This is a genomic window from Pseudodesulfovibrio sediminis (assembly GCF_020886695.1).
Lineage (GTDB): Bacteria > Desulfobacterota > Desulfovibrionia > Desulfovibrionales > Desulfovibrionaceae > Pseudodesulfovibrio > Pseudodesulfovibrio sediminis.
In genome coordinates this window covers 930,840-952,641 of sequence record NZ_AP024485.1, presented here as the reverse complement: position 1 = coordinate 952,641, position 21,802 = coordinate 930,840, and the positions used below count along the sequence as shown (strand labels likewise).

At 52.7% G+C, this 21,802-nt stretch carries 20 protein-coding genes; 18 read left to right on the top strand and 2 right to left on the bottom strand.

The features are described from left to right. Window positions 1-4 precede the first annotated feature (4 nt). Window positions 5-514, top strand: a complete 510-nt coding sequence (locus SRBAKS_RS04770) for a hypothetical protein (protein WP_229594192.1) — start codon at window positions 5-7, stop codon at window positions 512-514. A gap of 70 nt (window positions 515-584) precedes the next feature. Here SRBAKS_RS04770 and SRBAKS_RS04765 read toward each other — a convergent pair whose 3' ends face one another. Both SRBAKS_RS04765 and SRBAKS_RS04760 read right to left on the bottom strand, forming a co-directional pair. Continuing rightward, window positions 585-983, bottom strand: coding sequence for an Hpt domain-containing protein (locus SRBAKS_RS04765; RefSeq protein WP_347339450.1), 399 nt, complete (start codon window positions 981-983; stop codon window positions 585-587). Then, window positions 980-1,924 carry a chemotaxis protein gene (locus SRBAKS_RS04760; protein WP_229594190.1) on the bottom strand — a complete coding sequence of 315 codons (945 nt, stop codon included), beginning with the start codon at window positions 1,922-1,924 and terminating at the stop codon, window positions 980-982. Before SRBAKS_RS04760 ends, SRBAKS_RS04765 begins: the two co-directional genes overlap by 4 nt. Before the next feature lie 218 nt (window positions 1,925-2,142). On the opposite strand from SRBAKS_RS04760, the gene SRBAKS_RS04755 reads away from it, so the two are divergent. From SRBAKS_RS04755 to cdaA, 17 genes are all read left to right on the top strand, one after another. Further along, the gene (locus tag SRBAKS_RS04755) at window positions 2,143-5,103 is read left to right on the top strand and encodes an NAD-glutamate dehydrogenase domain-containing protein (protein WP_229594188.1); all 2,961 of its coding nucleotides are present in this window, start codon (window positions 2,143-2,145) and stop codon (window positions 5,101-5,103) included. A 167-nt stretch (window positions 5,104-5,270) separates the two neighbouring features. Further along, entirely contained in the window at window positions 5,271-5,627 is a 357-nt protein-coding gene (locus tag SRBAKS_RS04750) for an ArsR/SmtB family transcription factor (protein WP_229594186.1), read from the top strand. A 79-nt stretch (window positions 5,628-5,706) separates the two neighbouring features. Beyond that, entirely contained in the window at window positions 5,707-6,786 is a 1,080-nt protein-coding gene (locus SRBAKS_RS04745; RefSeq protein WP_229594184.1) for an SO_0444 family Cu/Zn efflux transporter, read from the top strand. Between the two features lie 426 nt (window positions 6,787-7,212). Next, entirely contained in the window at window positions 7,213-7,497 is a 285-nt protein-coding gene (locus tag SRBAKS_RS04740) for a hypothetical protein (RefSeq protein WP_229594182.1), read from the top strand. A 160-nt stretch (window positions 7,498-7,657) separates the two neighbouring features. Next, a complete protein-coding gene (locus SRBAKS_RS04735; protein WP_229594180.1) occupies window positions 7,658-8,584 on the top strand; it encodes an ABC transporter substrate-binding protein in 927 nt (308 codons plus the stop codon). A 3-nt stretch (window positions 8,585-8,587) separates the two neighbouring features. Beyond that, a complete protein-coding gene (locus SRBAKS_RS04730) occupies window positions 8,588-9,322 on the top strand; it encodes an ABC transporter ATP-binding protein (RefSeq protein WP_229594178.1) in 735 nt (244 codons plus the stop codon). Further along, complete coding sequence (locus SRBAKS_RS04725) at window positions 9,322-10,080, top strand: ABC transporter permease (RefSeq protein ID WP_430708954.1); 759 nt, start codon at window positions 9,322-9,324, stop codon at window positions 10,078-10,080. The genes SRBAKS_RS04730 and SRBAKS_RS04725 overlap by 1 nt, the downstream gene beginning before the upstream one ends. 51 nt (window positions 10,081-10,131) lie before the next feature. Continuing rightward, window positions 10,132-11,064, top strand: coding sequence for a PhoH family protein (locus SRBAKS_RS04720; RefSeq protein WP_229594174.1), 933 nt, complete (start codon window positions 10,132-10,134; stop codon window positions 11,062-11,064). A gap of 2 nt (window positions 11,065-11,066) precedes the next feature. Further along, complete coding sequence (ybeY, locus tag SRBAKS_RS04715) at window positions 11,067-11,540, top strand: rRNA maturation RNase YbeY (protein ID WP_229594172.1); 474 nt, start codon at window positions 11,067-11,069, stop codon at window positions 11,538-11,540. A gap of 2 nt (window positions 11,541-11,542) precedes the next feature. Continuing rightward, window positions 11,543-13,111: an AlbA family DNA-binding domain-containing protein gene (locus SRBAKS_RS04710; protein WP_229594170.1), complete on the top strand. Its 1,569-nt coding sequence runs from the start codon at window positions 11,543-11,545 to the stop codon at window positions 13,109-13,111. Between the two features lie 73 nt (window positions 13,112-13,184). After that, a complete protein-coding gene (locus tag SRBAKS_RS04705; protein ID WP_229594168.1) occupies window positions 13,185-14,345 on the top strand; it encodes an ABC transporter substrate-binding protein in 1,161 nt (386 codons plus the stop codon). A 137-nt stretch (window positions 14,346-14,482) separates the two neighbouring features. Then, window positions 14,483-15,382: an ornithine carbamoyltransferase gene (gene argF, locus SRBAKS_RS04700; RefSeq protein WP_229594166.1), complete on the top strand. Its 900-nt coding sequence runs from the start codon at window positions 14,483-14,485 to the stop codon at window positions 15,380-15,382. A gap of 27 nt (window positions 15,383-15,409) precedes the next feature. Next, window positions 15,410-16,642, top strand: coding sequence for an argininosuccinate synthase (locus SRBAKS_RS04695; RefSeq protein ID WP_229594164.1), 1,233 nt, complete (start codon window positions 15,410-15,412; stop codon window positions 16,640-16,642). A gap of 3 nt (window positions 16,643-16,645) precedes the next feature. After that, window positions 16,646-18,031 (top strand): argininosuccinate lyase, encoded by a 1,386-nt coding sequence (gene argH / locus SRBAKS_RS04690; protein WP_229594162.1) that lies wholly within the window; start codon window positions 16,646-16,648, stop codon window positions 18,029-18,031. Between the two features lie 145 nt (window positions 18,032-18,176). Beyond that, window positions 18,177-20,186, top strand: a complete 2,010-nt coding sequence (ftsH, locus tag SRBAKS_RS04685; RefSeq protein WP_283816526.1) for an ATP-dependent zinc metalloprotease FtsH — start codon at window positions 18,177-18,179, stop codon at window positions 20,184-20,186. 17 nt (window positions 20,187-20,203) lie between these two features. Further along, window positions 20,204-21,043 (top strand): dihydropteroate synthase, encoded by an 840-nt coding sequence (folP, locus tag SRBAKS_RS04680; RefSeq protein ID WP_229594160.1) that lies wholly within the window; start codon window positions 20,204-20,206, stop codon window positions 21,041-21,043. An 8-nt stretch (window positions 21,044-21,051) separates the two neighbouring features. After that, entirely contained in the window at window positions 21,052-21,801 is a 750-nt protein-coding gene (gene cdaA, locus SRBAKS_RS04675; protein ID WP_229594158.1) for a diadenylate cyclase CdaA, read from the top strand. Window position 21,802 lies beyond the last annotated feature (1 nt).

Here is a 21,802-nt window from a genome sequence, read left to right as displayed (position 1 = left end):
GATAATGGACGATAAAGTACTGCAAGAATTGAAGCTCGCCTTTGCCTGTGATGTGTATGAGACCGTGAAAGCGGCTCGCAAAAATCGCGACGAACACGTTTTTAGGCACACCATGGCGGAAGAGGATGGTCAGATGGTTTTTGCCGGAATGTTTCCCAAGAAGGACATCATGGAATTTCCCAACATGACCGAGGAGTTTGTCTCCAAACTCCACACGTTCAATCTGCTGGGCGTGGTCACTGATGGAGAATCAGGCTTGGACATGTTTTATCTTGGCGGCATGAATAAACCGTTCACCTCTTTGGCCAGTGGGCAGGAGATGGTTAAACATCTGACGGATGAACCGCTGATGGCTTTCCTGGAGATGTATTTCAAGGTCAAGGGGATCATGATGGATTTCACGGTCATGAATTATGAAGAATTTCTTCAGGCCATCGAAAGTGAAGTCTTCAAGAATACCTCATTCTCCCAAATGAACGAGGCGCAGATTTTGTTGGACGCCATGAAGAATTAAGGTTTGATTCAACACAAAAAAAGAGCCGCGCCTTGAAAAGGCGCGGCTCTTTTTTTTTTGAATGAAGCATTTATTGTTCGGCCAGTGTCTTGTCCACCGCAATTTGGAGCATGTATTTGTGCAAGCGAATCGAGATGGATTCGCTGTTTTCGATGTTCTCGATAAGCTCTCGCAATTTATCGATGGATTCGAGACACGCGGTGATGACGAGTTCGCTTGCGGGCAACTTGTCGCGCCGAATCATCTCCAGAACATTTTCCAGCTTGTGGGAGAGTTCTTCTATGTGTGTCAGCTTGAGCAGGTTGGAGCCCGCTTTGACTGAGTGGGCATCGCGAAAGATGGAGTTGATTGTTTCAGTGCCATCCGCTGTCCGTTTTTCCAAAGTCAAAAGGCCCGACTCGATTGAGTCGAGCCGGTCGGCTGTTTCTTCAATGAATATTTCGAGTACTTCATCGCCGCGTTGTATCAACCGGCACCACCTTCTATAAGATCAATTGCAATTTGGGGGATTGTGTGCAGATCAGGCTTGGAGATTTGTATGTTTGCCCCTACGGAGTCGCCCTTGTGCTTCAACTCTTTCGTAATGATGGATGAGTATAGTATAACAGGCAACTTTTGCAAGACCGGATCATCTTTAATGTGTTTGGTCAGACTGAAGCCGTCCATAAGCGGCATTTCGATGTCGGATATCACGATGTTGACATACTCGGTGATGTCCTTGCCTTCTTCTTCGGCTTTTTCCTTCAATCCAAAAATGGTCCGCATGGCTTCGTCGCCATTGTTGGTGATGATGGGATTGAAATTGGATTCGATAAGATTTTCTTTGACCATGGCGCGGATGGTTGCGGAGTCGTCAGCCACCAGCACATTGTATCTTTTGTCGGAGCGGGTCACTTCCCGATCATCATCAGGTTCAAATTGCGTCAGGATCGTTTCCAGATCGAGCAATTGGACAAAGTAGTCTCCCTTGTCGATGAGGCCGACAATGGCGTCCGTATTACTGGAAATGATGTTGGAAGGTGGAATGACCTCTCCCCAGCCCACACGATGAATCTCCGTCACTCCAGATACGAGGAAGCCTGTGACGGATTTTGAAAATTCAGTGACGATAACGATATCGCGTTCCGTTTTGGGCATGTCCAGATCAAGCCAGACCGAGAGATCCAGGACCGGCAGGATTAGATCGCGTAAAGGAATGGTTCCCATGAAGGAAGGATGTGGAGCGGATTCCGGCGGCTCAAGATTCGGGGTTTCTATGACCTGCATGACTTTGGCGACGTTGATACCAAACAGATTTGGTACGGGCTCTTCGCCTTCTTTGCGGATCTCATTGATATAGAACTCGAGGATCTCAAGTTCATTGGTACCTGTTTCCAGCAGGATGCCAGTATCGATTGCACTTTTGCTCATGGATAATCTCCCAACTCCGGTTCATGCCAATAAGGTAGATGCTTACGGAATGCAATATAGCTCGCCAGAGGGTATATGTCCACGGCATTAGATTAATAAGTGAGATATTTATAACGCTTTGGGGCGATGCTGTTTTTTATGTTATATGATTGACTCGATCGCAAAGCACATGCACAACCAGAATAGTTCAAAATGTTCGTTATATTTTAGGGAGATGAATGATGAACGATGAAGTCATGGTCAATCCTGTTGATATTCAAGAAAAAGTTGTTGCCAGATTGCAACTCTCCGCAAAGGAGCTGATCCCCTGGTTTTACAGCGATATGCCTGAGTACTACTTCCGCACGCACGGTGAGGAAGAACAGATCAAACACGTCATGGCCCTGCTTTCGGGGCTGGTTCGTGAGGAAAAGCAGACCATGGCCCTGCATAGTCCCTGTGGAACGCAGGTGACCCATATCACTCCCGGTGGTGACATGAACACCCTTGCTTGGGTGCTCAAGGAGTACAAAGACAAGGATATCCAGATAGCACGTATCTATTCCAGCCGCGACGACACCTTGCGGCTTGATACTTTTGTCTTTGGCCCGCAGCCGCTCTGCTCGGTCAAAGATCGGTCCATTACCGATGTATTGGATATGGTTCGCTCGGGAAAGATGGATGTGGACACCGGCGAGATGGGAGAGTTCGAGCAGTTCCTTGGCAGTGTCAGTGAAGATTATATGGAGAAGTTCGAGCCGGGACGTGTCGTGCGTCACTTCAAGACCTGCGGCTGTGTTGAAAATCAGGAACGAGTGCAGGTCCTGCTTGAAAAGGATGTCCACGACGGGTTTGACCGGGTCAGCATCGCCATGGTCAATCCTTCGCGAAAGGGTCTCCTCTTGCGCGTGGTCAATGTCTTTGCCAGAGAGAACATCCCTGTTGATCGAGCATATTCCGACGAATTTGAGCGTGGAGAAAAGAAGTCCATCGGGGTCATGAGTTTTTACCTTGATACCAAACGTATCAATCTGGAAGAAACGGGCGAACAATGGCTGCGTATAAAGCGGCAGTTGGAAATGACCAAGTGGTTTGCGCCTCACGGGCTGGAAGCCCTGGCATATGAAGATGGCTGGGAACTTGAGCAGGTCATGCTCATGCAGGCGGCAGGGGAGTTTGCTCACCAGTTCCTTATTAAAAAGGATTTGCATGCCTATACTTCCAGCAGGATCGTGTACGCCATTCTCAAGCATAGAGATGTCACCCATCTGCTTTTCGACTATTTTGATGTCCGCTTCAATCCGTACTTCGAAGGGGACCGCGAGGCGGTCATGAGTGAGCGGCGCAGGTTGGTTCGCAATGCCATTCGTAATGTCAGTAATGGTATTCATCGCGACATCATGACGTATATCTACAAGTTTTTTCGCTACACGTTGCGGACGAATTATTATTTGGAGCATAAACTGGGGCTCAGCTTCCGGCTGGATCCGATCATCCTGGCGCCCATGCCCCGGGCAGAGCGCCCCTTCGGCATTTATTGCTTTCATGGTCCCTATTGTTTCGCCTTCCAGGTTCGGTACAGGGATACGGCGCGCGGCGGCGTCCGGGTCGTGCGTACCTGGAGCCAGGAGGGATTCGAGATGGAGTCCAATCGGCTGTTCGATGAAGTGACCAAGCTGGCCAGCGCACAGCAGTTCAAGAACAAGGATATCCCGGAGGGCGGCTCCAAAGCCGTTATCCTGCTCGGCCCGGATGGCGATATTGATCTGGCCGTCAAATCCATGGTCGACTCCTTCCTTGATCTGCTGGTTGTCCCAAAGGGGACAGATGGTTTTGTCCAACCCGGTATTGTCGACTATCTTGATCGTGAAGAAATCATCTTCCTTGGCCCGGATGAGAACATTACACCTGATCATATCCAATGGATTGCGGATCGGGCTGAGAAGCGTGGATACAAGTGGCCCAGTGCGTTCATGAGTTCCAAGCCCGGAGCCGGTATCGCGCACAAGAAGTACGGCGTGACCAGCGAGGGCGTCATTGTCTTTGCCGAGGAGTTGCTCCGTACGCTTGGGATCAATCCGCATGACCAATCCTTTACCGTCAAGATAACGGGAGGACCGGCGGGTGATGTCGCCTCCAATGTCATGCGCATTCTCATTCGCGAGTACGGAGACAATGCCAGGATCGTGGCCATGACAGATGGTCATGGCGCTGTCTTCGACCCTGATGGCATGGACCATCAGGAGCTTGTCCGGCTCATGGATGGCAATTTCAAAACAGCCCACTTTGATAAGTCCAAACTGAAAGGCGAGGGGGCGCTGGTTGTTTCGACAGACGACCCGGATGGAACCCATATCCGCAATACGCTCCACAACACAGCCGTAGCCGACCTGTTTATTCCATCGGGTGGCAGGCCGGACACCATCAACATGTCCAATTGGAAAGAGTACCTGCAAAAAGATGGAACGCCTTCCTCAAGAGGGCTCGTGGAAGGCGCGAATATATTCATCTCAAAAGAAGCCAGGGCAGAGCTTGAGAAGGCGGGCGTTCTGGTCGTTCCCGGTCCATCGGCCAATAAAACCGGTGTCATCTGTTCTTCATATGAAATTCTGGCCGGTCTCATCCTGAATGAGGAGGAGTTTCTCGCCATCAAGGATGAATATGTCGTGCAGCTTCTGGATATCCTCCGGAGCAGGGCGCGATCCGAAGCCCGGGTGCTCATGCGAGAGTATAAGCTGGCGGGAGGGACTAAGACCATCACCGAACTCTCATATGCACTTTCGGCATCCATCAACAGTCTGGCCGACCTGGTTGTCAGCGTCCTGGATTCCTCGGTCGAGACCGTTGCGTCGGACCCGGAGCTGTCGGAGGTGCTGTTGGCATACTGCCCGGCGGTTTTTGCGGAGAAATACCGGGATCGCATCATCAGCGATATCCCGAGGGGACACCAGCTGGCTTTGCTGGCGGCATTTGTCTCTGCCAAGATGCTCTATCAGGAGGGCATGGGGTGGGCAGACAAGCTCGTGGCATTGCGCACCGTGCGCGAGGTTGTTTTCAGCTATCTGGAACAGGAAAAGAAAATTGCCGGACTGGTGGCCGAGGTTCGCTCAGCCGGATTGGAACATGCTGAGATTATAGCTGGAATACTTGACTATTCCGGTCGGAAACAGTTGACTTTGGAGCAACTCGGTCTGGGTTGAGCCTTGTTCAAAGACCGCCTTTTTCAGAGATCTTGGTTGATTTATTGAGTGTTTTTGTGAATGATATCACAATGATAATATTATTTCCCGAATCCCCTTAATACTTGACAGCTTATTGATTCCTTTGTAATGTAGTTACAAATGAATAGATACTCATGTGAGGTGGTATGTCTAATATGGCGTGTAGCGATACAGAGCAGCATGTGGCAAATGTGGAAGCGGCGAAGAAGGGAATGCTCTCTGAACGTGACTTTCTTTTTCTGGCCGAACTTTTCAAGGCCTTGGGCGATTACACCCGTGTTCGCATCCTGTACGCGCTTTCCATTGGGGAGTTGTGCGTCTGTGCGTTGGCCGATGTCCTGGAGATGTCGCAATCAGCCATTTCTCATCAACTGAGATTGCTGCGGGCAGCCAAGCTGGTGCGTTATCGCAAGGAAGGAAAGAACGTATACTATGCTCTTGATGATGACCATGTTCGCAACCTGGTCTCTCAGGGATTGGATCACGTCAGGGAAGAGGGGTAGAGGGCTACCCCCTCCCTCTTTTTTTTTGTATTATTTATGAATAACTACTCATGTATTTGTTTTGTGGAGAGTGAGATAAATGTTTGATATTATGGTGAATATAGTCGTTGAGTCGTGGAATGTGCTTGTGGAGGCGTCTCCATACGTCCTGTTCGGTTTTTTTGTCGCAGGGCTGCTCAAGGGATATGTGCCGGATTCTTTCATGGCCAAACACCTGGGCAAACGATCTGTCTGGTCTGTGTTCAAGGCGGCCGTCATTGGCGTTCCGTTGCCATTGTGCTCCTGTGGCGTACTTCCCACGGCGCTTGGCTTGCGTCGGCAGGGAGCAAGCAAGGGGGCAACCACCGCGTTCATGATTTCCACTCCTGAAACCGGCGTGGACTCCATGGCCGTGACCTATGCGCTCATCGACCCGATCATGACGGTCATCCGCCCGGTTGCCGCTTCTGTCACCGCCATTTTCGCAGGGATTCTGATCAATGTCTTTCCTGACAAAGAAGATGCGCCGTTGCCTTTGAAGAGCCTCGTAACGCCGGAAGGTGGTTGCGGAGGGAGCGGGTGCGGCTGCTCCGGTTCTTCCTGTGGTGTTTCTCAAGGCGCGGGCGCATGGGATCGATTCAAGGTTGGAATGGAGTATGCCTTTGACGAAATGATAGCGGATATCGGCCGTTGGCTGCTTCTTGGCGTCCTCATAGCCGGCATTATTTCTGCCGTTGTTCCAGCCAATACGCTTGATACCTATGTGGGGACAGGGTTTCTTTCCTATCTGGTCATGCTGATCGTGGCTCTCCCGCTCTATGTCTGCGCCACGGCTTCCACGCCGATCGCGGCGTCTCTGCTGCTCAAGGGATTGTCTCCAGGTGCAGCACTGGTCTTTCTGTTGGCCGGGCCCGCGACCAATGGAGCGACTATCACTGTTATGCTCAAGACCTTGGGAAAACATGCAGCCGGACTCTATGTTCTGTCCATCATTATTTGTTCACTGGCGCTCGCATGGCTGGTAGATCGACTTTACGAATCGCTTGGCCTTGATATTCGTGCGGTGGTGTCTGACGTGGACGAAATCCTGCCTCATTGGGTAGGTGTTGTCGGTGCTGTTATTGTTCTTGGGTTGGTTGCAAAAAGTTTTATCAATACACATGACCATGATCATGAATAAGCATAAAGAACTCTTTAAAAATCTATTTTCTTTTATTCGCCTGTCTAATACGATGTATTGTCTTTTTTAATGTTTAGATAGTGGGTCGTACCGTGAAGAATGTTTTGATTGTTGCATGTATATTCATGTTTTTTGTTCTTGTTGGTTGCAATGGGAAGCAGACCGCGACAGATGTTTCTCCGACTGCAATGGACACGATGTTTTCGCTTACTGATGATTTTCACTATGTGGGGTCGCCGGAATTTTCTGAAAATGCGTCGTATGTAGGCCAGTCGGGGATGCTGTTTGATAAATCTCATAAAGTGAGTACTTCAGTCGAAATGTTTCTTACAAAAAAAGTCAGGAAATGTACCGGTTGAAATCTGTATTTTTTTACGTCATATCTTGAGAGATGGCGGGTGGGCTCCACCTGATGGAGAAGAAATCGTGTTGGCCGGACAAAGATGTAAGGAAAATTTTGGAGCGTTTTGGTATAAAGAGGCGTCCCAAGTGTATGATCCTTTTAAACAATTCCTTGTTGAAAAGGGCTATGCCAACTCCGGTCCTGGATATGTCGTTTACTCTGTTGTCCGGAAGAGTAGTTTCAATGTTCTGGTTCGTACCATTTATGCGTACAACTATGAAGATTTGCCTGCTGAAGTCAGTGCGAGTCCCGATTCGATCAAGAACTTTTTGAGGGAGCATTTTGCCCAAAGAATTGAAGGCTCATAGGGCATTGATGTTGGGTGTGGAGTAGCCTGTACAGTCTTCACAGGGCAACGTCTCAAGCAGTATTTTTCGATCTCAAGGCAGTGCAATCAACGATTGCACTGCCTTTTCTTTCCTTTGCTCCCGTGCTAGATGAATTCCAGCAAAATGAAGGGGAAACAGAATGAAAAAAATTGTACTTACAGCTCTTTGTCTCCTCGTGTTCAGCCTGCCTGTACACGCTGAGAATATGACCATTCGATTCGGTGTTCTGCCGGTCATTGATTCGTTGCCGTTGCACGTCGCCTCCAGAGATGGGCTTTTTGAGAAGCATGGTCTCAATGTGGAGTTGGTTAAGTTCATGTCCGCCCTTGAACGCGATACAGCCATACAGACCGGCCAGCTTGACGGAGCGTTCGGTGATCTGATCGCGACCTATATGCTTATCAACCAGGGCGTGCCCATGCGTATTGCCTTGACTTCCTGGCGCACCACGCCGGGCTATCCCATGTTCGGCATCGCGCTTTCACCGGCCTGCAAAGATCGTGACCTGGGTGACATGAAAGGGCGCAAGCTCGGTCTGTCCAAGTCCACCATCATGGAGTATCTGGCCGATAAGATGGAAGATCATCTGAAAGTCAATCGCGGCCATTTCGTACCGGTTGAAATCAAGAAAGTGCCTATCCGCATGCAGATGCTCATGACTGATCAGATTGACAGCGCGTTACTGCCTGAACCGTTGTTGACCCTGACCCGTCTCAAGGGCGGCGGCATCCTGACCACGGCAGAAAATCTCGATATGCCCCTCACTGTGCTTTTCCTGAATGCCAAATATTATGAAGACGGGGGCAAGGGATATACGCAATTCGTTGCTGCCTACAAGGAAGCGGTTCAACGTCTGGCCGAAAACCCGGAAGCGTACCGCAGTCTCATGGCAGAGACCTGTCGTATTCCACCGCCGCTGGTTTCCAAGTTTCCCATTTACCCCTTCCCCATGCCCAAGCTCCCCACGGCAGCCGAGCTGGATGACGTGCAGGAATGGATGATGGCCAAGGGATTATTGAAGAAAAAGATCTCCAATGAGACAGCGCTTTCTCCTATCAAACCGTAGTTCATGCTGACAGCAGATACTCTGATCAAGTCCTTTGACGGCCAGACCGTCATTCAGGATGTTTCGTTCTCTTTGGATAGCCAGGAGACGCTGGCTGTTGTCGGTCCGTCCGGCTGCGGCAAGACGACCCTGCTCTATATGTTGAGCGGGCTGACGTTGCCGGACAGGGGGGAGGTCTTGCTCGATGGAGAGCTGATCATGCAACCCCAGTCGGATATCTCCATCATTTTGCAGGATTATGGCCTGTTGCCGTGGCGTAGTGTCGTTGACAACGTGGCCTTGGGGCTTAAAATTCAAGGTGTAGGCAAGCGTGAACGGCTGGAGAGGGCGCGGGCTCAGTTGGCCGAAGTGGGGATCGTTGGGCGTGATGCTGATTATCCCGCAACCCTGAGTGGTGGAGAACAACAGCGGGTGGCCATTGCCCGGGCCTTTGTCACCAGACCTCGGCTCATGTTGCTGGACGAGCCGTTTTCTTCGCTTGATGCCCTGACGCGAGAGCGCTTGCAACATGCCTTGCTCGATCTCTGGAAGCAGAAAAAGGTTCCGTATGTGCTCGTCACGCACTCCCTTGAGGAGGCGGTGGTCCTGGGCAAACGGATCATGGTCATGTCCGACCGTCCGGCCCGTCCGGTTGCGCTTTTTGACAATCCCGGCTTTGGAGATTCGTGCATCCTCGAGACCGAAGAAGCCTTCTCGCTTTTGAAGGAACTGCGGCGCACGGTGGAGGCTCAATGGTAATGCTTTGGAAACCCTGCCTCAGATATGGTTTGGTCATTCTCGCAATCGGCCTTTTGTGGAAGCTCGCGGCCCTGGCGCTTGGCGGAGTTATTCTGCCGCACCCGGAAGACGCCGTATCCGCCTTTGTCTCGGCCATGGGGACGCCGCTTTTCTGGGAGCATTTTTTCGTGAGCGGATATCGGGCTGTCATGGCCATGGTCCTGGCATGGTGTACCGCATTTCCGCTTGGGTTGCTCATGGGCAGCATGAAGCGCGTGGATGCGGTTCTGGCACCGTTTATTTTCCTGACATATCCTATCCCCAAGATAGTGCTGCTGCCGGTTTTCCTGCTCCTGCTCGGTATGGGCGATGTCTCCAAGATCGCCATGATTGGACTCATTCTCGGTTACCAGATTCTGGTTACCACGCGCGATGGCGTCCGTTCCATCCATCCGAAGTATTATGATTCCGTTTTGTCTCTCGGCGGCACCCGGATGGATATCCTTCTCGAAGTTTTGCTGCCCGCGGCATTACCCCATGGATTCACGGCGTTGCGACTGGGCACGGGGGTGTCTGTGGCCGTTCTTTTCTTTGTGGAATCCTTTGCCACCACCCGGGGGCTGGGATATATGATTATGGACGCTTGGGGCGCCATGGATTATCTGACCATGTTCTCGGGAATACTGGGCATGTCCATTATGGGTGCGGCGCTGTATGAAATCGCCAATCTGCTGGAAAGAAAGGCGTGCTCGTGGATGTTTTTGCGTAAGAAAGTCTAATCGGAGGAATCCAAACTGTCTGCCTTCAAACTTGAATTTGACGATGGCCATATGGCCAGCCAGCTTTTCGGTCCGCACAATCAGCACCTTAAACTGCTGGGGGAGCGTCTTGGCGTTCACATCAACAGCCGGGGCAACTCGGTAGCCATACAGTGTGACGATGGCGATGAAGGCAAATGCGACCTTGCTTCACAGGTACTGACTCAGCTGTACGCCATGATCAAGAAGGGCAAGTCCATCTATCCGCAGGACGTTGATTTCGCCTGCCGGGTGCTGGAGCGTCAGCCGTCCGCCGATGTGGGAGAGGTCTTCAAAGGCGACGTGTATGCGACCTCGGGCAAGAGGACGGTTTCTCCAAAGTCATTGAATCAACGTGAATATCTGGATGCCATCCGTGATTCCGACATGACCTTCGGCATTGGACCGGCTGGTACGGGCAAGACCTATCTGGCCGTGGCCATGGCTGTTGGGGCGTTGGCCCGGCGTGAGGTTAAACGTATCGTCCTGACACGACCGGCTGTGGAGGCGGGGGAGAAGCTTGGCTTCCTGCCAGGGGATCTGGCTGAAAAAATTAATCCGTACCTGCGTCCGTTGTACGACGCCCTGCACGATATGCTCGATTTCTCCAAAGTAGAGGATTATCAGGAGTCGGGGATCATTGAGATCGCGCCTCTGGCTTTCATGCGCGGACGGACACTGAATGATGCGTTTATCATCCTTGATGAGGCCCAGAACACTACGCCGGAACAGATGAAGATGTTTCTGACTCGTCTTGGCTTCGGGTCCAAAGCGGTCATCACCGGAGATGTCACCCAGATTGATCTGCCTTCCCATGCCAAGTCCGGGTTGCTGCACGCGCGCCGTATTCTTGAAAACGTCAAAGGCGTGTCCTGCATTGTTTTTGATGAGCAGGACGTCATTCGTCATCCGCTTGTGGGACGTATTGTCCGCGCCTATGACAAATATGAGGCGGACAAGGGATAGGCATGAACGAGCAGGTGACCATACTTCGCGAAACCCGGCTGGACCCGAGGTTTGCCCTGTCCGGAAGTGAGTTGCGGGCGCTGTCGGCAGTGCTGCTTGAAGCGCTGGACCTGGAAGGACGCACGTTTTCTTTGACGCTGGTTGATGATCAGGAGATCGCCCGGCTCAATCAGGAGTATCTCGGATGTGTGGGGCCGACCAATATTCTCAGTTTTCCCGCGCATGAGGCAGATTCCCCGCTCAATGCTTCTGATGAGGATTCGTTGTTTCTCGGCGAGCTGGCCCTGTCCGTAGACGCCCTGGGACGCGAAACCGATCTGTACGGCCAGCATCCTCTGGAGCATCTGGCCCGTCTGCTCGCTCACGGTATTCTTCATCTGGCAGGGTTTGATCACAGCGAAGAAATGTTCGAGTTGAATGATCAGGCGGTTGACAGGGCGCTTCTTGAATTCTCAGATAGCGGGATAGGGGTGTAGGCATGTCCGGAATAAAAGCCATTCGTGGAACAAAATTATACAGTATACTTTTTTATGGCGTGATCTTCACTGTGGCCGCCATTGTTGCACTGGGGTATTGGGGAGTTCGTGAAATACGCACTGATGCAGCGGTCGTGGCGGTAGAGAACTCGGCCCGTGGCATTTCCGGGGCGGTGACCGTGTTGCTCAATGCCGTTACAAATTCCAATTCGGAGATTGGCAACGGGGTTATTCCCTCCCTGGAACCTGCGGATTTGCATAAGGAATTCCAGTCGATACTCGACAAGCATCCCATGGTCTCTGCGGTCATGGTCAGCGATGAGCATGGACTGCGGTATATGTTTACTCGTCGGGCCGGCAGTGTGGCCGAAATGATTCCAAAACGTGGTGATTCTCCCACCAATTCATGGACATTGTACAGGAAAGATGGAACCCGCGACGATAAATACAAAGGGTGGGAGTACGACTGGGATAAAGTGGACCATTTCCTGGCCGACGAATTTGTTCACCTCAAGCCGGAACAGATCAATTGGCGCAGTTCCAACAAATTTTATGATTCCAGCGAGACCTGGATAACCGCTTCTTCGTTGGTGGAGTCAGAAGCGGGTGATCGGTTGATGCTTTCGGTCCTTTTCCCCATTGACGCACTGCTCTCACAGTTGGCCGGGGCCGAACGTGGCGGGGCTGAACGAATTTTTCTCTATTGGAATAATGGGCAGGCGCTTCCGGTTACCGGATCGGATACGGGACGTGTCAAAAGAGATCAGGTCAGTCAGGCCCTTGAGCCTGAGAAGCTGGAAGATCCTGTTATTCAGGGAGCTGTCTCCCAGTTGGCCGCTGGTGGAGCAGAGAGACCGTTCTCCTATACGGCTGAGGGGGAAGTCTGGTGGGCATATGCTTTGCCGCTCACGGTGTTTGGAGACACCATGTCACTTGGTGTGGCAGTGCCGCGCAGAAACATTGTCTCCAGTTTGACCAGTGATACTTTCCTGCAGTTTTTTTCAACCGGATTGATTCTGTTGGGGGCTATCGCCTTGTTCTTCCTCCACAAGAACAGAACTCGCATTGAGGCCATTGGTCGAAGACGACACATGGTGTCGACAGGCGTTGAGCTTCTCGCGCTTGTTCAGGGGGGGGAAAACGATCAGTTGGAGTTCAAGCAGACCCTCAGGTTCAACCTGAAGTCCGGGAAAAATGGTCGTGAAATCGAGCACGCCAGTCTCAAGACTGTGGCCGCATTTCTTAATTCCGACGGGGGCACACTGCTGATAGGGGTCGCTGATAACGGCGAAATCACCGGTTTTGCCGAGGATCAACTCGATTCGACGGATCATGCTTTGTTGCACTTCAATAATCTGGTCAATCAAAGCATCGGAGCGGAATTCTCGCGATATATCAATTCCGCAATCATTGAGGTGGGCGGTATTCCCGTGCTCAGAGTGCATTGTATTCCTGCTCCTGTTCCGGCAATTTTGAAGGATGGGAAGAAAGAGGAATTCTATGTTCGCAGCGGGCCTGCCAGTCGTCAGCTCAGTTTAAGCCAGTTTTATGAATGGCTTAAAGAGCATTAAGTATTGATCTTCTATGCAAACACACTCTGGTTTGTATAGGGTTGTTCTCTGTGAGAAGGAGCGCTTGATCAGAATGAGAGTACTTTCCATACGGACCGCGAGTGAAACACTGGTACCAGCCGGGTTGATGTTGTTTATGGCCTTTTGTCTGGTTGCGTTCATGGCGGCTCCGACTCTGGCTGCCCAATCCATCAAGATAGGCATGATCACCGGCAAGACAGGCAAAGCCGGTACCTCGAACAAGATTTCCTTTTCCGGTGCACGGTTCGCCGTGAAGACCATAAACGACGAGGGGGGCATCCTCGGTCGTCCTGTTGAACTTCTCGAATATGACAACCTCAGCACTGCTGAAGGAAGTGCGGGGGCGGCTCGTCAGGCCCTGGCCGACGGAGCCGTTGCCGTAGTGGGCTGCAACTGGAGCTCTCACTCCCTGGCCATGGCCAGGGTTCTGCAGAAAGCCGGAGTGCCCATGGTTTCCCATTCCTCTACCAATCCGGCAGTTACCCAGGTGGGTAATTATATCTTTCGTGCCTGTTTTACCGATTCGTTTCAGGGGCAGGGGTTGGCCCATTTTGCCTTGACGCGCTTGAACAGTGTGACCGCCGTTGTGCTGGAGGACACCAGTCGAACCTATAGTACGGGGTTGGCTGAGACCTTTACCAAGGCTTTTGAGGCCGGCGGAGGCCGGATTGTCTGGAAGGGCGAGTATACCCAGGATGATTACAGGGTCGATGACATGCTGCAGGCGGTCTCCGAACACGCGCCTGATGTCCTTTTCGTTCCCGGAGGCTATGCGGATGTCGCCGCTTTCTTTGGGGCGGCTGCGCGATATGGCATCAGGAGCGCGCGCATCAGCGGTGATGGTATCGGGATCAAGTTGTTTGAATACATCGGCGACAAGGCTGAAGACGTGTACTATTCTGGGCATTGGAGCCGCTGGGTCAACTCGAAGCAGTCAAAGGATTTTGTCCGCAGGTATGAGGCTGAAGTCGGTACGGTGTCGCAGGATACTATTGCATTGGCTTACGACAGTGTCATGTTGATCAAGGATGCGATTGAGCGGGCCGAAGGCACCACTCCGGCGGCTATTCGTGACGGCCTGGCGACTACGTCGGGATTCATGGGGGTGACCGGTACCATCCGTTTCGATGATAATGGTGATCCTATCAAGTCTCTGGTCATCAATCGCCTCAAATTCGGAGGACGGCTCTACCTGGAGCAAATCGATCCATAAATGCGGGCTGATTCCCACTGTGCCGCAGGCGAATGGGGCGTTTTTTCGCATTCTAAATCGCTTTACATTCATATTAATATGGGCCAAACTCCATCTCTTTGTTTTCATTTTGGCAATCGATATGGAGTAAACACACGATGCCCAAACACTTTTTGACCATTTTGGATATCCCCAAGGATGAGGCGAAACAGGTCCTTTTGCGGGCCAAGGAGATGAAGGACGACAATGTCCGGACTGATCTGCTTGCCGGCAAGACTTTGCTCATGATTTTCGACAAGGCTTCCACCAGGACCCGCGTGTCCTTTGAGGTGGGTGTCCGTCACCTCGGCGGTGATCCTGTTTTCATCGCCTCCAAGGATTCTCAACTGGGCCGCAGCGAGCCGCTCAAGGATGCCGCTCGGGTTCTTTCCCGATACGCGGATGGTCTCATAGTGCGAACCTTCGGCCAGGAGAATCTCGAAACCCTGGTCGAATACGGTGACATTCCCGTGGTTAATGCTCTGACCGATGAGTACCATCCCTGCCAGATCATGGCCGATATGCTGACCATGTACGAGCGCACGCCCAAGCTGGAAGACATAAAAGTGGCCTGGGTCGGTGACGGCAACAACATGGCGCACTCTTTCATCAACGGCGCTGTTACCTTTGGCTACCAGCTCTCTTTGGCCTGTCCAAATGGATACGAGCCTGATGAGGAGATCCTGGCCAAGGCGCGAGGTCTGGGTGCGGTTATCTCCTTGAGCGATGATCCCTCCGAGGCTGTTTCCGGTGCCGATTATGTCCACACCGATGTGTGGGCCTCCATGGGCCAGGAAGAAGAGCAGAAAAAACGCGAAAAGGCGTTTGCCGGATATGAAGTGAACGGCGCGCTCATGGCCAAAGCCGCTGCTGACGCCAAATTCATGCACTGCCTGCCAGCCCATCGCGGCGAGGAAGTGTCCGAGGCCGTGTTCGAATCCCCGGCTTCCATTGTCTGGGATCAGGCTGAAAACAGACTGCATATGCAAAAAGCCATTCTTGAATGGATTTATACATAATTACGTTTTTATACGAAGGAATATACAATGAATAAAATAGATAAAGTCGTACTCGCCTATTCCGGTGGGTTGGACACTTCCATCATCCTCAAGTGGATCAAGAATAACTACAATTGTGAAGTCGTCTGCATGACCGCTGATCTTGGTCAGGGTGAAGAAATGGACGGCATTGAGGAGAAGGCGTTGGCTACCGGTGCCGTCAAGGCCTATGTCGAAGACATGCGCGAGGAATTCGTGCGTGATTACGTCTTCCCCATGTTTCGGGCCAACGCACTGTATGAAGGTCGTTACCTGCTCGGCACAGCCATTGCCCGTCCTCTGATCTCCAAGAGGATGGTTGAAATCGCCGAGATGGAAGGTGCTCAGGCCGTGTCGCATGGCGCCACCGGCAAGGGCAACGATCAGGTTCGTTTCGAGCTGGCCACCATGGCCCTCAATCCGCGACTCAAAACCATTGCCCCCTGGCGCGAATGGGAGCTGAAGTCCAGGACCGATCTTATCAATTTCGCCAAGGAAAATGAGATTCCCATCCCGGTTTCCCGTAAAAAACCGTGGTCCATTGACGCCAACCTGCTGCACACCTCTTTTGAAGGTGGTGAGCTGGAAGATCCGTGGAATGCACCCGGCCCAGACTGCTATCGCAATATCACGCCGCCCGAGATGTGTCCGGATGAGCCTGAAGAGATCACCATTGATTTCGAAGCCGGTGATCCCATCGCCATCAACAGCGTGAAGTATTCTCCGGCAGCCCTGCTTGCCAAGCTCAACGAGCTTGGTGGCAAACATGGCATCGGCCGCATCGACATGGTCGAGAACCGTTTCGTGGGCATGAAGTCCCGTGGCGTGTACGAAACTCCGGGCGGTACCATCCTGGCCGCTGCCCACCGTGATCTGGAAGGGCTGTGCATGGATCGTGAGATGATGCACCTCAGGGACGGCCTTATTCCGAAATACGCCGAAATGGTGTACTACGGATACTGGTTCTCTCCCGAGCGCGAAGCGTTGCAGGCCATGATCGACAAATCTCAGGAAAAAGTGACCGGTACCGTGCGTGTTAAGCTCTACAAGGGTAATTGTGTACCTCTGGGACGTAAGTCTCCGTTCTCTCTGTACAATCCTGAGTTGGCTACATTTGAGGAAGATTACGTCTACGATCAGGCTGACGCTGAGGGCTTCATCAAACTGGTTGGCCTCAGGCTCAAGGGTCGCATGCAGCAGTCCAAATGGGGCGGAAAAGAATCTGAAGATTCCTGCGAGTAGATTATGGCAGAAAAAAAAATGTGGGGCGGGCGGTTCGCACAAGGAACCGCCGCTTCCATGGAAGCATATTCCGAATCCGTGTCGTTTGACTGGCAGCTCTATGCCGAGGACATTCGCGGCTCGCAGGCGCACGCCCGCGTGTTGGCCAAGCAGGGGTTTCTGACCGAAGGCGAGGCCACGACCATTTGTGATGGACTCGAAACGGTCAAGGCAGAAATCGAAGCCGGTGATTTTACCTGGAAGACCGAGATGGAAGATGTTCACATGAACATCGAGTCCCGACTCACCGAGATTATCGGCCCCCTTGGCGGCAAACTGCACACTGCGCGTTCCCGTAACGATCAGGTCGCACTGGATTTTCGACTGCATGTGGGCACTCGCTTGGTCGCTTGGCAGGCGTCCCTTACGGCTCTTATTGACGTGCTTGTCGCTCGTGCAGAGGAGCATCGGGGTACCATGCTTCCCGGTTGCACCCATTTCCAGCCTGCCCAGCCTGTCAGCCTCGCGCATCATCTGTTGGCGTACGCGCAGATGTTCAAGCGGGATCACGAACGGGTAACCGACGCCTTGAAGCGTGTACGCGTCATGCCGCTTGGTGCGGCCGCTCTGGCAGGGACCACCCATCCGGTGAATCCGCAGGCCGTTGCTGACGATCTTGGTTACGAGGCCATTTTTGCCAACTCCATGGACGCTGTCTCCGATCGGGATTTCGTCCTTGAGTCCGTGTTCGCCGGTTCCTTGGTCATGGCGCACCTTTCCCGTATCTGCGAAGAGATCATCATCTGGGCCAATCCGAATTTTGGGTATGTGAAGTTGCCGGACCAGTATGCGACCGGTTCTTCCATCATGCCCCAGAAAAAGAACCCTGACGCCTGCGAACTTATGCGCGGCAAGACCGGGCGCGTGGTTGGTTCCCTCATGAGCCTCCTTGTGCTCATCAAGGGTTTACCCATGACGTACAATCGGGATATGCAGGAAGATAAAGAACCGTTCTTTGATGCAGACAAGACCGTGTCCGCTTCCCTCGGCATCATGGCCGATATGCTCAGGCAGATCGAATATGTGCCGGAGAAGATGGCCGCTACCGTGAAGAAGGGCTTCCTGAACGCTACCGAGTTGGCAGATTATCTGGCAGCCAAGGGCATGCCGTTCCGTGAAGCGCACCACATAACCGGTGCAGCCGTGGCCCACGCCGAAGCCAAGGGCATCGGCTTGGAAGACATGGATATTGCTGAATTCAAGCAATTTTCCGAGGACATCGAAGAGGATGTTTTCGACGTTCTGGATTACACCGCTGCCATTGAGCGGCGCACATCTCCGGGCGGGACAGGCCCCGATTCCGTGAATGTGCAGATTGTTCGGTTGAAGGAGTGGCTTGCTGCCGTTTAGTGCAATTCTTTGCGAAAGATTTATTTTTTGTTTGAATCACTTGATTTTTCATGAGGCTGCATTACTTTAGAACCTGATATCACATTGAAAGCGATTTGGTGCCCGAGTTCGGGACATTGTATACGATATTACGGAGGACTCTCCTTTGAACAACCATATGAAAAATCTTGTTATCTGGGCAATCATCTTCGTCTTGATGGTCGTCCTGTTCAACCTTTTTAACCAGCCTCCGGTTCCCAAGGACATGCCTTCCTATAGCGAGTTCCTGTCCATGGTGGATCGAGGAGACGTCGCGGAAGTCAAAATACAGGGGCCGAAAATCTCCGGTGTGAAGAGTTCCGGTGAATCGTTCCAGACGTATGCCCCGGATGATCCGAAGATGATCGATACCCTCATTCAGAAGGGGGTGCAGGTCAATGCGGAGCCGCCCGAGGAATCCCCCTGGTATCTGACCATGCTCCTCTCCTGGTTCCCCATGCTTCTGCTCATCGGCGTCTGGATATTCTTCATGCGTCAGATGCAGGGCGGAGGCAGCGGTGGACGCGGAGCCATGAGCTTTGGCCGTTCAAAGGCACGGCTCATAAGCGAAGAAACCGCCAAGGTCACGTTTGAAGATGTGGCCGGTGTCGACGAAGCTAAGGAAGAGCTTTCCGAGGTCGTTGATTTCCTGCGGGAACCCCGCAAGTTCACCCGTCTGGGTGGGCGCATCCCCAAGGGTGTTCTGCTGGTGGGTGGTCCCGGAACCGGTAAAACCCTGCTGGCACGCGCCGTGGCCGGTGAAGCCAATGTCCCGTTCTTCTCCATTTCCGGTTCGGATTTCGTGGAGATGTTCGTCGGTGTTGGCGCTTCCCGTGTGCGCGATCTTTTTGCCCAGGGTAAGAAAAACGCTCCCTGTCTTATTTTTATTGATGAAATCGACGCCGTCGGTCGTCAACGTGGTGCTGGCCTCGGCGGCGGGCATGACGAGCGCGAACAGACGTTGAACCAGTTGCTGGTCGAGATGGATGGCTTCGAGTCCAACGAAGGTGTTATCCTTGTTGCGGCCACCAACCGTCCTGACGTTCTCGATCCGGCGCTGCTCAGGCCCGGTCGTTTTGACCGTCAGGTCGTGGTTCCGAATCCTGATCTGCGTGGTCGTGAGCGCATTCTCAAGGTGCACTCCCGCAAAACGCCGCTGTCTCCCGAAGTCGATCTGGAAGTCATTGCCCGCGGTACTCCCGGATTTTCGGGAGCCGATCTGGAGAACCTCGTGAACGAGGCTGCTCTGGCCGCTGCCAAGCTTGGCAAGGACCATGTGGACATGTCCGACTTCGAAGAGGCCAAGGACAAGGTCATGATGGGCGGTCGTGAACGTCGTTCCATGATCCTTTCCGATGATGAAAAGAAAACGACGGCCTACCATGAGGCCGGTCATGCTCTGGTCGCCAAGCTGTTGCCCGGTACCGACCCCGTGCACAAGGTCTCCATCATTCCGCGCGGTCGCGCTCTGGGTGTGACCATGCAGCTTCCCGGTGAAGACAGGCACAATTATTCCAAGCAGTTCCTCCTCAACAACATGGCTGTCCTCATGGGGGGCCGTGTGGCTGAAGAATTGGTTCTGGATCAGTTGACCACAGGGGCGAGCAACGATATCGAGCGCGCCACCAAGACCGCGCACAACATGGTCTGCATGTGGGGTATGTCTGAAAAGCTCGGTCCCATGAGTTTTGGTGACAACCAGGAACAGGTCTTTTTGGGCAAGGAACTCATTCACGACAAGAGCTATGGCGAAGAGACTGCCAAACTCATCGACAACGAAGTTCGTCGATTCGTGGATGATGCGTATCAGAAGGCCACTGCGTTGCTCAAAGACAACATGGAGGCTTTGGCGGCCATTGCCCTGGCGTTGCTCGACCGTGAAACCATCACCGGCGCTGATATTGATCTGCTCATGGAAGGCAAGGAATTGCCGCCCATGGAAAATGGAAACGGCGGGTCTACGGGCAACACCTCTGGTGGGGCGCCCAAAGGATACACTGCCGATGGCAAAGCTGTTGATGGCTCCGGCCCCGGATACAAGCCCAAAAGCGAATCCGATGGCAAAGAGGATGATTTTATCCTCGAAGACGACGACTCCGATAATGACGGGGACGGCGGAGAAGACAAGATTCAGTAAGTGACGTTGTAAACACGATGAACGACGTAAAATGGATATTGAAAGGGGGCAAGGTCTTAGGGCCTGCTCCCTTTTTCATTGCCGGAGTGGTGAATGTTACCCCGGATTCCTTCTATGATGGCGGGGCGCACCCTGACATGAGCACCGCTGTCGCCCATGGCCTGGAGCTGGCTGAACAAGGGGCGGCGATCCTTGATGTCGGGGGTGAGTCCACAAGGCCCTACGCCGCCCCGGTGAGCGAGGCTCAGGAACTGGACAGGGTGGTGCCGGTCATCAAGGCGTTGGCCGAAGCCGAGACCGCTGCCGTTATATCCGTTGACACCTCCAAGGCCAAGGTCGCAGCCCAGGCTCTGGATGCTGGCGCGGATATTCTCAACGATGTCTCTGCGTTCAGTTTCGAGCCCGAACTGCTGGACGTCATCAGTCAATACAAGCCCGGTTACGTGCTCATGCACTCTCTTGGAAAACCAGAGGACATGCAGGATGCGCCCAGGTATGCGGATGTGGTCGATGAGATCAAGCGGTTCTTTGAGGATAAGATTGAACTGCTTGACAAAGCAGGCCTTCCTCTGGACAGGATTGTACTTGATCCAGGCATTGGGTTCGGCAAGACCCTGGAACATAATCTGATAATTTTAAAAGAAATAGACCGATTTTTTGACCTTGGTGCCCTTGTCTATATGGGGTTGTCCAACAAGTCGCTCTGGCAGGGGCTTCTCGGACTTGAGGTGGGAGAAAGGCAAAATGCTACCCAGGCAGCTACCGCGCTCATGGCAGCCAAGGGTGTCCCCATTCATCGTGTGCATGAAGTTGCGCTATCCATGCAAACATTGACCATAGCTCGCAATTTAGCGTAGGCATAGATATGTTTGAACTTTTCGGTATACAGGTCACCTGGAGGGTCTTGCTCGATATCGGGCTCGTGGCCTTCATCTATTACAATCTCATTATCCTGGTTCGTGGCACCCGCGCAGCGGCTGTTCTTTACGGTCTCGTGGTGTTGCTTGTGGTCTATTATGTGGCGGAGAAGTTCAACCTCTACACCCTGAACGCTTTGCTGGGCGAGTTCCTGACGTCCATATTTCTGGTGATTGTCATTCTGTTCAAGACCGATATTCGAAAAGCATTGGCATCGGTTGGCACCAAAAAATTCTGGACCAAATCCCAGGTACGGGACGACACCCTTGAGCAGTTGACCCGGGCTGTCATGACCATGTCGGAAACGTTGACCGGTGCCATACTCGTCATAGAGAAGAACATGCCGCTTGGCGACATCGTTGAACGTGGCATCGAGCTGGACGCAAAGGTCAACACCGAACTCATCGAAACAATTTTCGTGACCGATACCCCCCTGCATGACGGGGCTGTTATCATCCGCCGTGATCGCATTGTGGCGGCTGCCTGCATCCTGCCGCTGTCCAACAAACTCAGAGGACAACCCATGTACGGCACTCGGCACAGGGCGGCATTGGGTATCTCCGAGGGATCCGATGCCATCACCATTGTCGTCTCCGAAGAGCGGGGCGAAGTTTCAGTCGCCATGAACGGCAGGCTGACCACCAGTCTGGATGAAGTCCGTCTGATCCGCGTACTCAAGAATGCTTTGGGACGGTAAT